Raw genomic sequence first — 12,142 nt, forward strand, 5'->3', positions numbered from 1 at the left:
GCTCATCGGATCGGCATGACTGGGTAATTCGAGGTCGCAGCGGTATAGAAATCCATCGTGGTTGTCTCCCATTTCAACCCGACCAGCCTCGACAGTTGCCCGCAGCAAGTCAAGGAATGGCGAAGAACCGATTGAAACAGTCTGCGACAAGGTCGGCCCCGGCCTCATCGTTCAGGTGCAAATGGTGCCCGCCCGCCAACTGTTCCCGGCTAAAGGGTAGACGTTCCAGCAGCTCGGGATGTTTGGCCAGCATGCCCTCAGCCGCGACCACCAAGTGCGCCGGGCAACTGACTCGCAGCGCGAAAGCCATCGCCTGTTCCTCGGTCAGGCGCAGCGGCGATGGCAGGGTCAGGCGATTGTCGGTGCGCCAGGTGTAGCCACCGGGCACCGGCATCAGTCCGCGCTGAGCCAGCAATTCGGCGGCCTCACGGCTGACTGCGACCAGACCTTTCATGCGCGCTTCGATAGCGCGGTCGAGGGTGTTGTAGACCGGTTTGCGTTTCTCGTGCAGATCCAGTTGCGCTTGCAGGGCCATGCCCATACGTTCGGCGGCGTTTTCGCCTTTGTCTGTAGGCGGAATCACGCCGTCAATCAGCGCCAGATGGCTGATGCGTTCCGGCAACGACCCCGCCAGCACCAGCGAAACAATCGCGCCCATCGAATGCCCAAGCAGGCCGAACCGCTTCCAGCCCAGTTGCTCGGCGACTTGCAGCACGTCATGGGCATAGTCCCACAGTGCATACCCGGCACCGTTCGGCCGATGCCCGGAATGCCCGTGCCCGGCCATGTCCAGCGCGATGATGCGCAAGCCTTTGAGCTTCGGCGCCAAACGGGCAAAGCTGTTAGCGTTGTCGAGCCAGCCATGCAGCGCGATCACCGGCACACCGTCCTCGGGCCCGAACAAATGCGCGGCCAGTTCGATATGCGGCAGGCTCAGGCGCACTTCTTCGAAGGTCGGGCTCATGCGCAATCCTTGTCCTGGCGGTTTTCCCAGCGGTTGAACAGGTTTTTCAACAGGCGCGCGGTGTCCTGCGGACGCTCAAGCGGGAACATGTGTCCGCCGGGCATGCTCAGTGCCTCGCCTTGGGCCAGACGTGAAACGAAACGGGTGTGATGGCGCATGACCACGCGACTCTTGTGCCCGCGCACCACCGCCAACGGCACCTGCAATTGACGCGTACGGCCAGGGCTGGTGTGCGGCACGCCGCGATAGATGCTGATCTCGGTCGCCGGGTCGAAGCGCAGGCGCAGCTTGTCGCCAACCTGATGCAAACCGTGCTGCAGGTAGGCATCGAAGCATTCCGGATCGAAACCGCGAAACAGCGTCTTGCCCGCAAAATAGCTGCGCGCACTGTCGAGATCGGCAAATTCTTCGCGCCGGCCAAGGGTGCGGCCGGCCGGGGTCAGTTTGTCGATAAAACCAAAGCGCTTGGCCGCACGGATCACCCATTGATCGGTACGGGTCAGCACCGGCGAGTCAAGCATCACCACGCCGCGATACAACTCAGGACAACGCAGCGCTGCGTGCAAATGCAACACACCGCCAAAGGAATGGCCGACGCCCCACACCGGTTGATCCTGCTGCTGCAAATGGTGGATCAGCTCATCAACGAGGTTGTACCAGTTGTCGTCCGCCGGAAAACGCGGGTCATGGGCATGCTGTTCCAGATGTGCAACCCGATACTCGGGCGCCAGCGCCGCGAACAACTTGCCATAGGTACCCGAGGGAAACCCGTTGGCGTGGGCGAAAAAGATCGGTTGCGACATGCTGGTAAATCCATGAGCAGGAAACGTGGCGTTGATTGTCCGTAAGACCGCGCCCGACAGCAATGACCGTAACTGCCAGGAATGATGACAGTCCGGTCAGGGCTATGGTGAGTCAGTCGGATCGCTACCCCCTCACCCCAGCCCTCTCCCCCAAGGGGGCGAGGGGGAAGGGAGCAGATTTGCATGAGTTTCAAAACCTGAGTTCGGCTCGATAACTCAGGTCGGCGCAACTCGAACATCCAGCCCGGTCAGTCCCCTCTCCCTCTGGGAGAGGGTTAGGGTGAGGGTGGCTGCTCACCCAGCGGTACCACTGCCATGGTCAGCCGCGACACACAACTGGCCTTGCCTTCATCGCTGGTCAGACGGATGTCCCACACATGGGTGGTGCGTCCGATATGAATCGGCTTGGCCACCGCCGTCACCCGGCCACTGCGCAATCCGCGCAAATGGTTGGCGTTGATTTCAAGCCCCACACAATAAAACTTGCTGGCATCGATGCACAGGTAACTGGCCATCGAGCCGACGGTTTCCGCCAGCACTACCGACGCGCCGCCGTGCAGCAAACCGTACGGCTGATGGGTGCGATGGTCGATGACCATGCTCGCGGTCAGCGATTCTTCGTCGAACGCTTCGAAGCGGATGTCCAACACTTCGCCGATGGTGTTCTTCTGGATTGCGTTCAACTGCTCGATGTTCGGAGTGGTACGCCACAAGCTCATCGCAGACTTCCTTTGTTGTTTTAGTCGTCGCTCAATCCTGCCACAGCACCGCCTCGCTGCGCTCGCTCCATTCTTCGAAACGCGCGCCATAGGTGTCTTCGATGACGTTGCGCTTGATCTTCAGGGTCGGCGTAAGGAAGCCGTTTTCCACCGCCCAACTGTCCTTGACCACCACCAACCGGCGCAGGCGCTCATGCTTGTCGAGCGCGGCGTTGACCTCCTCCAGGAGTTTTTCCAGACTCGAGTGCAGACTCGCCCGGCCCTCCTCCTGATTGACCGTCGACAGCACGCACAATCCGAGAGGTGCGCTCAAGCCGTCACCGACCACGCAGACCTGTTCGATCCGTGAATGCACCGCCAGGCGATTTTCAATCGGCGCCGGGGCGACGTATTTGCCCTTGCTGGTCTTGAAGATTTCCTTGAGCCGACCGGTCAGGCGCAGGTGCCCTTCTGCATCCTGTTCGCCCTTGTCGCCGGTGCGCAGAAAGCCATCCGCGGTAATCGTTTCTGCGGTTTTCAGCGGCTCCTTGAAATAGCCGAGCATGTTCGCCTGACTGCGTACCTGCACCTCGCCCGACTCATCGATGCGCACTTCGACATCCGGACACGGCTTGCCGATCCAGCCCTGCTTGTATTGCCCAGGCAGGCAGATGTGCGAATAACCGCAGCCCTCGGTCATGCCATAGACCTCCAACACATCAAGGCCGAGTCTCTGATACCAGGCGAGCAAGGTCTGCGGCACCGGCGCGGCGCCGGACAGCGCCACGCGCAAGGCATCCAGCCCCAGTCCTGCGAGTACTTTGTGCCCGATCCGTTTGCCAATGAACGGCAGGCCGAGAAGAAAATCCAAACGCTTCGCCGGAATCTTGCTGTACACGCCCATCTGGAATTTGGTCCAGATGCGCGGTACGCCAAACATCGCGGTCGGCCGCGCGCGCTGCAAGTCAGTGATAAACGTCTCAAGGCTCTCGGCGAAGAACACTGTCTGCCCGGTGTAGATCGACGCCAGCTCAACGAACATGCGCTCGGCAACGTGGCACAGCGGCAAGTACGACAGCAGCCGGTCACTCTCGTTGAGGCCGAACAGTTGCGTGCCACGGGTCGTGGCAAAACCGAGATTGGCAAAACTGTGCATCACGCCTTTGGGCAGGCCGGTGGTGCCGGAGGTGTAGATAATTGTCGCCAGTTGCTCGGCCGCCGGGCGCGGATCGTCCTGAATCGGTGAGCTGCGCTGCAGGTCGGCCCAGCTGAAATCGAAATCCCCGGGCGGATGCAGCGGCAGGCTGATGGTCGGCAGATCCGCCGGCACGCCTTTGGACATGCCCGGCCAATCGTCGAGTTTGCCAATGAAGGCCAGGACGCTTTCCGAGTGATTGAGTACTTGCGCGACGGAGTCGGCGGTGAGGTTGGGATACAACGGAACGGAGACGTGCCCGGCCATCCAGATCGCCAGGTCGGCGATGATCCAGTGTGCACAGTTTTTCGAGATCAGGGCGATGTGACTGCCTTGCGGCAACTCGCGGGCGCGCAACCAGTGCGCGGCGCAGCGAGCCTGATGGCCGACATCCGCCCAGCTCAGCGTTTCGACTTGGCCGCCACCGACGGGCTGCACCAGAAAGCGCTGGCGCGGGTGCCGGGCTTCACGCTCGTAGAACACGTCCAGCGGCAAACGGAAGGCAGCAGACATGCGACTCGCTCCTGTTTTTGGGTCTGGAGCAAGCGTAGTCAACCAAGCAAGTGCTTGGTTGGAAAATTCAAACAAATAATTTCAGGATGTACGCAGAAACCAATGTGGGAGCGAGCCTGCTCGCGAATGCAGTGTGTCAGACCCATAAAGGGTGAATGACACGCCGCTTTCGCGAGCAGGCTCGCTCCCACAAGGGATCAGCGTTACGGGTGTTTGAGGCTGTTGAGGGTCATCGAGCCAATCAGCAACTCAGGGCTTTCCAGCTCGGCCAAGCCAGCAGTACTGACCTTCTCCGGCGGATACCCGGCGCCATGCTGCAGATAGCTCAGCAGATTGCCCACCAACGGGTTATGGCTGACCAACAGCACATTGCTCACCGACACCAGTTGGTCGGTGACCTTGTCCGGATCAACCTCCGGCGTCAGCCACTCGACCGTGCGAATCTCCGGCTCGAAACCCAGCGCCTCACGAACAATCTGCGCGGTTTGCTGCGCGCGCAGATAGGGGCTGGCGTAAATCGCCGTCAGCGGCTGGCCAATCAAACGCGCAGCGCTGCTCAAAGCTTCTTTACGACCGTGCTCGGTCAGTTCCCGTTCGGAATCGGGGCACGAGCCGTAAGGCACGGCCTCACCGTGACGCAACACCCAGAGTTTCATAGCTTGGGTTCCTCATCTCGAACCGGATGCGGCGCCGGCGCGACGGCGTGTGGCGCCTCACCTTCCGGAGTACGCGGCGTTGGCCAGTCGGCGAACGGCCACGGTTTCTGGTCGCTGTGGAAGCTGCCGAAGCGGCCGATCTGCGCCAGAAACTGGCTCAGGCTGTCGCCGAAGTTCATCAGGCTGGCGCTCGGCGCGCCATAGATCAAACGATAGATCAGTTGCACCAGCACCACTGCGCCGAGGATGAACTGCGCCACTTGCCAGACCAGCACATAGACGATCATCCACAACACGCGCAGGAGGATGGATTCGTACTTGGCTTCGGTTTTCGGATCGTTCATGGCTTGCTACTCCCGGCTCACTCAGTTGAAACCGCTGGTGGAAATAAAGTCGACGTCGGTTTTCGGCTCGGCCCGCATCAATAGACCGATCACCTGCTCCAGCGTGCGTCCTTCAAAGAGGATCGCATGCAGCCCGGCGACCAGCGGCATGTACACGCCGACTTCCTGGGACTTGGCCTTGAGCACTTTGAGCGTGTTGACGCCTTCGGCGACTTCGCCAAGACGCGACACCGCTTCGTCGAGGCTCAGGCCCTGGCCAAGGGCGAAACCGACTTGATAGTTACGGCTCTTCGGCGAGGAACAGGTGACGATCAGATCGCCGACACCGGCCAGACCGAGGAACGTCATGGGATTAGCACCCTGATTCACCGCAAACCGCGTCATCTCGGCGAGGGCGCGAGTGATCAGCATGCTCTTGGTGTTCTCGCCCATTTCCAGCGCCACCGCCATGCCGGCGATGATCGCGTAGACGTTTTTCAACGCCCCGCCCAACTCGACGCCGAAACGGTCGGCACTGGCGTAAACGCGGAAGGTGCGACCGTGCAGCGCGGCTTGCACTTGTTTACAGAGTTCTTCGTCTTCGCTGGCGACCACCGTGGCGGTCAGCGCATGTTCAGCGATTTCCCGCGCCAGATTCGGCCCGGACAGCACGCCGATGCGCGCTTGCGGGGCGATCTCTTCAAGAATCTGGCTCATCAGTTTGAAGGTCTGGGCTTCGATGCCTTTGGTCAGGCTGACCAGCATCTTGCCGCTCAACCGCTCGGCGTGGGCGGCGAGTACCGTGCGCAATGCGCTGGACGGCAGCGCGACGAAGCACAAATCACAGGCGTCGAGGGTTTCCTGCAGGTCGGTGACGGCGGTCACCCCCGGCAGAATCTTGATGCCTTTGAGGTAACGCGGGTTTTCGCGATTGACCCGGATGGCCTCGGCCTGCTCGGGGTCACGCATCCACTGCCGGACTTGATGGCCATTCTCGGCCAAAAGATTGGCCACGGCGGTACCAAAACTTCCGCCTCCCAGGACCGCAATCGGGCGCTGTTCAGTCATATGCAATCCGTTAATCCATACCAGTGGCGATGGCGGCATTATACGGGGCAGCCCGGTCGCGGCCAGCCCCAGCAACAATTACCGACACTTGTAGGAAGAAGACCAATAAAACCTAGGAAAATGCTACTAACGTGAATGGAAAAGTCACGGTGCTCGGTTAACATGCGCGCCAAATCTTTACGATCAAGGCTGCGTCGTGTTTTTCGCTCCTCCCCCTCCCCGTTCGTCCCTTTTGCTGGCGCTGCTGTTCAGCCCGCTAGTGCTGGCGGACGACCTGTTCATGGACAACGAAGCACTGCCGCAGGTGCTGACGGCCACGCGCCTGAAACAGACACCGGCGGAAGTGCCGGGGAGCATGACCGTACTCGACAGCGAATTGATCAACGCCAGCGGCGCCCGCGACATCAGTGAGCTGCTGCGCCTGGTGCCAGGGATGATGGTCGGCAACATCAGCGGCAATCAGGCGGCCGTCAATTATCACGGCACCAACGCCAGCGAAGCACGGCGCATGCAAGTGTTGATCGACGGCCGCTCGGTGTACCGCGCCGGTTTGTCCACGGTGGACTGGAGCGATATCCCCGTGGCCATGGAGGACATCGAGCGCATCGAAGTGTTTCGCGGCCCGAACACCGTCAGTTATGGCGCCAACGCGCTGATGGCGGTGGTCAACATCATTACCCGTCACCCGGCAGACAGCCACGGCACTCGCCTGAAGTACACCCGTGGCCAGCGTGGCATCAATGATTTTTACGCCAGCCAGGGCACCGGCTGGAATGGTGGTGATCTGCGCTTGTCGCTGTCCGGTCAGGAAGATGACGGCTTCGACAGCGATCGCAGCGGTGCAGACTACCGTGACAGCCGCCGCTTGAATCGCTTCAGTCTCGCGGTCAGTCACACCCTCAGCGACAACCAGAGCCTCGACTGGCAGGTCAACGCCAAGGACGGCACCAACCAGCGGCCCTACACCTACCGCCCGGTGTTCTCCGGGATTACCGCCGCCGGGAACAATTCCGACGTAGTCGCCAAGGATTACGCCGGCTCGGTGCGCTGGAATCTCGATATCAACCCGGAGCACAGCCTTTATATACAAGGCTCGGCGCAACACTGGGATCGTCAGCAAACCTGGCGCGCCTGCGATGCCGAGGTATCGTTCAGCCCCGAACTGACGCAACTGTGGCAGCTCAACCCGAATTACACCGAACGTCTGGCGCGCAACATCACCCGGTTCACCGGCCCCGGAGCGGCGCCCGGCACGCCACAGGAAATGGCCCTGGCCAATCAGGTGCTTGATCAATGGCGCAACGGCGCCAGCCGAACCCTGTGCGGCGACATCGATCAGAGCGCCCGCGAATCGCGCTACGACCTCGAATTGCAGGACACCCTCAGCCTGTCCGACAGCCTGCGTCTGGTCAGCGGCATGAACTATCGTTACGACCGCGCCGACTCCGAGACTTACTTCAATGGCACGCTGGACGACACCACTTGGCGCGCGTTCGGCCAACTGGAATGGCGCGCCACGGAACACTGGCTGTTGCAGGGCGGTGCGATGTTCGAAAACACGCAACTGATCGGCAGTTCGCTGACCCCGCGCTTCGCCGTCAATTACCTGATCAACCCGCGCCACGGCCTGCGTGCGGTGTATTCGGAGGCGATCCGCTCGCCGGACATGTTCGAGAACAATGTGAACTGGAGCTATCAGGTCAGCAACCTGCGCCCCTCGGCCTATGGCCAGTCTTCGGCGCGCTACTTCGTCAAGACTCGCGGCCCCGGCGATCTCGATCAGGAACACATGCGCTCGCGCGAGCTGGGCTACAACGGCTATTTCGCCGAACTGGGCCTGGCCCTGGATGTGAAGCTGTTCTACGACGAGATCACCGGGATGATCAGTGAGCCGCTACGTAACAACCAGTACATCGCCAGCAATGCCAACAGCTCACGTTTTCGGGGCACGGAAACCCAGCTCGACTGGCGCGTGAGCCTGGCCGACCGTTTGCGTTTCACCTACGCCTTTGTCGATGCCGAGGCGAGTAACCCACTGGATCAGCAGTTCACTTCACGCAACAGCGGTTCGGCTGGCTGGCTGCGCGACTGGGGCCATGGCTGGAACAGCGCCCTCTTCTATTACGGCGACAACGCACTCAACGGCTACCGTTTCGAGCGCGTCGACACGCGCATCGCCAAACGCATCGCGCTGGGCAAAGCACAATTGCAACTGGCTGGCGTACTGCAACAGCGTCTCGACCACGAGCCGACCACTTTCGTCGACAACAATTACGACGAACGCCGGGTGATGTACTTCAGCGCCGAGCTGGAGTTCTAGGATGCGCTACCGGCAGTCACGGAAGATGCCAACCCTGGGCCACTGGCTGGCCGGGGTCTGTCTGTTTATGACCGCATGGCTGCATGGTGTGGCGGTGCAGGCCGCCGATATCCTGTTGACCGGCGCCGAAGAAAGTCCAGGCGTACAAGCGTTCGTCCAGGCGCTGAGTGAACTGCGACCGACCGACAACGTGCGTTTCCAGCCACTGGCCAGCCTGCCGGCGCCGGGCAAACTGCCCGCCGGCCTGCGCCTGATTCTGCTCGACCTGCCGAGCCTCGACTGGCGTCTGCAAGAACCCCAAGGCCCGGCGACGCTGGTGCTGCGCATCAGTCGCCTGCAAGCCCGGCAGCGCCTCGGCAGCGCGCAACCGGCGCATCTGAGTTTGCTGTGGAGTGATCCGCCGCTGAGCCGACAGTTGCAGTTGATCCGACGCATTTTGCCCCAGGCCCGGCGGATCGGCGTGCTGTTCGATGAGCACAGCGAATTCCTCCTCAAGGAGCTGAATCTCGCCGCCGCGCCGCTGAACCTGCAAGTCGTCAGCCAGCGCTGGGACAACACCCACGACAGCCGCCCGCTGCAAACCGTGCTGAAAAACAGCGACGTGCTGCTCGGGCTCGACGACCCCGATCTGTACAACCCGAAAACCGCGAAAAACCTGCTGCTCAGCAGTTACTCACGGCAAGTCGCACTGGTCGGCCCCAACGTCGCGTTCGTCCGCGCCGGCAGCCTGGCCAGCAGTTACAGCGACCAGAACGACTGGCTGGCAATCCTCGATCAATTGCTCGACCAACCGCCGGCCACTTGGCCGCGGACGCTCTACCCCGCACGTTTTAAAGTCTCAAGTAATGCGCAGGTCGCTCGTTCACTGGGTATCGAACCGCTCAATGACGCATCTGTTGCCAGCGCACTGGCTGAAGGAGAACGCCGCCCATGAGTTTCCGTCGCCGTTGGGACATCAACACCCGCACCCAGCTGATCAGCCTGGGCCCGGCGTTGTTGCTGACCTTGCTGTTGATCAGCTTCTTCACCTTCGTGCGCATTCAGGATTTGCGTCAGGAACTGAACCACACCGGTCAACTGATCGCCAACCAACTGGCGCCCGCCACCGAATACGGGGTGATTTCCGGCAACAACGAAGTGCTGGAAAGCCTGCTCAAAGCCACACTGGCCACGCCCAACGTGCGTTTTCTCGAAGTACAGGACAGCGCCAACCGGATTCTGGTGTACGTCGAACAACCCGCGGCGGCGCACGGTCGGCCGCATCAGGTCGAAGTGTTTCAGGCACCAGTACGGTTGCAGCGCATCGCCCTGCACAATGATTTCTTCCAGGACGGCAAGGTCAGCAATAGCGGGGCCGGCGAAGATTATCTGGGCCGGGTGATCGTCGGCTTGTCCAACGACGCGTTCAGCCAGCGCCAGCAGGAGATTCTGCTCAAGGCCGGGATTCTCGCGCTGTTCGCCCTGCTCTTCACCTTTGTGTTGGCACGGCGCCTGGCCGGCAGCCTGTCGCAGCCGATCCGCGATATCGGTGACGCGGTGAAGGCGATTCAGGACGGCGATTACAAAACCCCGTTGCCGATCGTCGATGACACCGAACTGGGCGCGCTGTCGCAACACATCAACAACCTTGCCCAGGCGCTGGAACAGGCCAGCCGCGAGCAGCATCAAGCCATGGCCCAACTGATCCAGACCCGTGAAGAAGCGGAAAAGGCCAACAACGCCAAGTCCGACTTTCTGGCGATGATGAGCCATGAACTGCGCACGCCCATGAACGGCGTGCTGGGCATGCTGCAATTGCTGGAAACCACCGAGATGACCGAGGAGCAGGTTGAATATGCCGCCCTCGCCTCGGAGTCCACCGAGCACTTGCTGAAAGTCATCAACGATATTCTCGACTTCTCACGCATCGAACGCTCGGAGCTGGAACTGGAGCACATCCCGTTCAACCTGGCCGAACTGATTGGCGCCTGCGCCCAGTCGTTCCAGCACAGCGCGGTACAGCGAGGGCTGGCGCTGAACCTGCGCATCCCGGACGACATGCGCGGTTTGCAGGTGCAAGGCGATCCAACGCGGATCCGGCAGATTCTGGTCAATCTGGTTGGCAACGCACTGAAATTCACCGAACAGGGTCGCGTCAGCATCGAGGCGCAGTGGCAGTCGCTGGATCATGAATTGCTGTGGTTCACCTGCTCGGTGCGTGACAGCGGCATCGGTATTTCTTCCGAAAGTCTGGAATTGATGTTCAACGCTTTCCAGCAGGCCGACAGTTCAATCTCGCGGCGTTACGGTGGCACCGGTCTCGGCTTGCCGATCGCCCGTACGCTGGCCGAACGCATGGGCGGCACCTTGCGCGCGCAGAGCGAGGAAGGCCGTGGTTCGGTGTTCACCCTGGAAATTCCGCTGGCACTCTATAAGCAGGCGCTGCCGCCATTGGCCGCGCCGCGTGCACTGAACGGCAAAGAGCATGGTGAAGGGCGCAATGTCTTGCTGGTCGAAGACAATCCGGTAAACCAGACGGTTATTGAAGCGATGCTGCGCAGTCTGGGCTTTACTGTCAGTGTCGCCACTGATGGCGCACAAGCCGTGCGCAACGCCGAGGTCAGCGACTTCGAAGTGATTCTGATGGATTGCCGTTTGCCGATCATCGATGGCTATGAGGCCACGCGGCAGATCCGGCTGCTGCCCGGACGCAGTGAGGTGCCGATCATCGCGCTGACCGCCAACGCCTTGCAGGGCGACCGCGAAACCTGTCTGGCGGCGGGCATGAACGATTATCTGGCAAAGCCGTTCAAACGTAATGATCTGCAGCAGATTCTGCAGCGCTGGGTGTCGTAGTGTGGGCCTTTCGACCATCTGCGACTGGCGTGAAAAGCGAAAGTGCGGCAGTCTTAGGCACCCGAACGAGCCTCAAAAGGGGCTTGAATAAAAATTTCAGTGCACAAGTGTACATTCATGTCCTTGGTGCTGTGACTTTCACCACAACGCAATAGTCTATGAGTAGGCTGCCGGTTCGAGGCATGAACGCTTCGAACGGTCGGGAAGATTTGCCCCACCTGCCGCATGGGATTATTGAGGAGCTCGCATGACCAAACAAAACGCCTTTACTCGGGAAGATCTGCTGCGCTGCAGTCGCGGTGAGCTGTTCGGCCCAGGTAACGCGCAACTGCCCGCCCCGAACATGCTGATGGTCGATCGCATCACCCTGATCAGCGAAGAAGGCGGCAAGTACGGCAAAGGTGAATTGGTCGCCGAGCTGGATATCAACCCTGATCTGTGGTTCTTCGCGTGCCACTTCGAAGGCGATCCGGTGATGCCGGGTTGCCTGGGTCTGGACGCCATGTGGCAACTGGTCGGTTTCTTCCTGGGCTGGCAAGGCCTGCCGGGCCGCGGCCGTGCGCTGGGTTCGGGCGAAGTGAAATTCTTCGGTCAGGTACTGCCGACCGCCAAGAAAGTCACCTACAACATTCATATCAAACGCGTCCTCAAGGGCAAGCTGAACCTGGCCATTGCCGATGGTTCGGTGACTGTCGACGGTCGCGAAATCTACACCGCCGAAGGCCTTCGCGTCGGCGTGTTCACCTCCACTGACAACTTCTAAGGGT

The 12,142-nt window shown here is 60.8% G+C and carries 11 protein-coding genes; 4 read left to right on the plus strand and 7 right to left on the minus strand.

From position 1 onward, the window contains the following. Nucleotides 1-109: 109 nt before the first annotated feature. The 7 genes from CCX46_RS22370 to CCX46_RS22400 all read right to left on the minus strand — a co-directional run bounded on the left by CCX46_RS22370 (nt 110) and on the right by CCX46_RS22400 (nt 6,220). Complete coding sequence (locus CCX46_RS22370; RefSeq protein WP_127929362.1) at nt 110-964, minus strand: alpha/beta hydrolase; 855 nt, start codon at nt 962-964, stop codon at nt 110-112. Then, nucleotides 961-1,767 carry an alpha/beta fold hydrolase gene (locus CCX46_RS22375; RefSeq protein ID WP_127929363.1) on the minus strand — a complete coding sequence of 269 codons (807 nt, stop codon included), beginning with the start codon at nt 1,765-1,767 and terminating at the stop codon, nt 961-963. The genes CCX46_RS22370 and CCX46_RS22375 overlap by 4 nt, the downstream gene beginning before the upstream one ends. 275 nt (nt 1,768-2,042) lie before the next feature. Beyond that, nucleotides 2,043-2,486, minus strand: a complete 444-nt coding sequence (locus tag CCX46_RS22380) for a hotdog fold thioesterase (RefSeq protein ID WP_095051070.1) — start codon at nt 2,484-2,486, stop codon at nt 2,043-2,045. A gap of 31 nt (nt 2,487-2,517) precedes the next feature. Next, a complete protein-coding gene (locus CCX46_RS22385; protein WP_127929364.1) occupies nt 2,518-4,173 on the minus strand; it encodes an AMP-binding protein in 1,656 nt (551 codons plus the stop codon). 203 nt (nt 4,174-4,376) lie between these two features. Beyond that, the gene (gene sixA, locus CCX46_RS22390) at nt 4,377-4,829 is read right to left on the minus strand and encodes a phosphohistidine phosphatase SixA (RefSeq protein WP_007917466.1); all 453 of its coding nucleotides are present in this window, start codon (nt 4,827-4,829) and stop codon (nt 4,377-4,379) included. Further along, complete coding sequence (locus CCX46_RS22395) at nt 4,826-5,173, minus strand: DUF4389 domain-containing protein (protein ID WP_008087808.1); 348 nt, start codon at nt 5,171-5,173, stop codon at nt 4,826-4,828. The genes sixA and CCX46_RS22395 overlap by 4 nt, the downstream gene beginning before the upstream one ends. Nucleotides 5,174-5,194: 21 nt before the next feature. Further along, complete coding sequence (locus CCX46_RS22400; protein WP_064391581.1) at nt 5,195-6,220, minus strand: NAD(P)H-dependent glycerol-3-phosphate dehydrogenase; 1,026 nt, start codon at nt 6,218-6,220, stop codon at nt 5,195-5,197. A 196-nt stretch (nt 6,221-6,416) separates the two neighbouring features. Between CCX46_RS22400 and CCX46_RS22405 the strand changes: the two genes are divergently transcribed. The 4 genes from CCX46_RS22405 (at nt 6,417) to fabA (ending at nt 12,138) form a co-directional block, all read left to right on the plus strand. Further along, entirely contained in the window at nt 6,417-8,540 is a 2,124-nt protein-coding gene (locus CCX46_RS22405) for a TonB-dependent receptor plug domain-containing protein (protein WP_127929365.1), read from the plus strand. 1 nt (nt 8,541) lies between these two features. After that, complete coding sequence (locus CCX46_RS22410; RefSeq protein WP_127929366.1) at nt 8,542-9,474, plus strand: ABC transporter substrate-binding protein; 933 nt, start codon at nt 8,542-8,544, stop codon at nt 9,472-9,474. Then, nucleotides 9,471-11,375, plus strand: a complete 1,905-nt coding sequence (locus CCX46_RS22415) for an ATP-binding protein (RefSeq protein ID WP_127929367.1) — start codon at nt 9,471-9,473, stop codon at nt 11,373-11,375. Before CCX46_RS22410 ends, CCX46_RS22415 begins: the two co-directional genes overlap by 4 nt. A 247-nt stretch (nt 11,376-11,622) precedes the next feature. Continuing rightward, nucleotides 11,623-12,138: a 3-hydroxyacyl-[acyl-carrier-protein] dehydratase FabA gene (gene fabA / locus CCX46_RS22420; RefSeq protein ID WP_003227150.1), complete on the plus strand. Its 516-nt coding sequence runs from the start codon at nt 11,623-11,625 to the stop codon at nt 12,136-12,138. Nucleotides 12,139-12,142: the final 4 nt, after the last annotated feature.

The organism is Pseudomonas sp. RU47 (assembly GCF_004011755.1).
Classification (GTDB): Bacteria; Pseudomonadota; Gammaproteobacteria; order Pseudomonadales; family Pseudomonadaceae; genus Aquipseudomonas.

What these genes read in the sequence shown, in the direction of transcription:
- CCX46_RS22415 (WP_127929367.1), top strand. Translation starts at nt 9,471, where the DNA reads ATGAGTTTCCGTCGCCGTTGGGACATCAACACCCGCACCCAGCTGATC.
- CCX46_RS22400 (WP_064391581.1), bottom strand. Translation starts at nt 6,220, where the DNA reads ATGACTGAACAGCGCCCGATTGCGGTCCTGGGAGGCGGAAGTTTTGGT.
- CCX46_RS22375 (WP_127929363.1), bottom strand. Translation starts at nt 1,767, where the DNA reads ATGTCGCAACCGATCTTTTTCGCCCACGCCAACGGGTTTCCCTCGGGT.
- CCX46_RS22370 (WP_127929362.1), bottom strand. Translation starts at nt 964, where the DNA reads ATGAGCCCGACCTTCGAAGAAGTGCGCCTGAGCCTGCCGCATATCGAA.
- CCX46_RS22380 (WP_095051070.1), bottom strand. Translation starts at nt 2,486, where the DNA reads ATGAGCTTGTGGCGTACCACTCCGAACATCGAGCAGTTGAACGCAATC.
- CCX46_RS22385 (WP_127929364.1), bottom strand. Translation starts at nt 4,173, where the DNA reads ATGTCTGCTGCCTTCCGTTTGCCGCTGGACGTGTTCTACGAGCGTGAA.
- sixA (WP_007917466.1), bottom strand. Translation starts at nt 4,829, where the DNA reads ATGAAACTCTGGGTGTTGCGTCACGGTGAGGCCGTGCCTTACGGCTCG.
- fabA (WP_003227150.1), top strand. Translation starts at nt 11,623, where the DNA reads ATGACCAAACAAAACGCCTTTACTCGGGAAGATCTGCTGCGCTGCAGT.
- CCX46_RS22410 (WP_127929366.1), top strand. Translation starts at nt 8,542, where the DNA reads ATGCGCTACCGGCAGTCACGGAAGATGCCAACCCTGGGCCACTGGCTG.
- CCX46_RS22395 (WP_008087808.1), bottom strand. Translation starts at nt 5,173, where the DNA reads ATGAACGATCCGAAAACCGAAGCCAAGTACGAATCCATCCTCCTGCGC.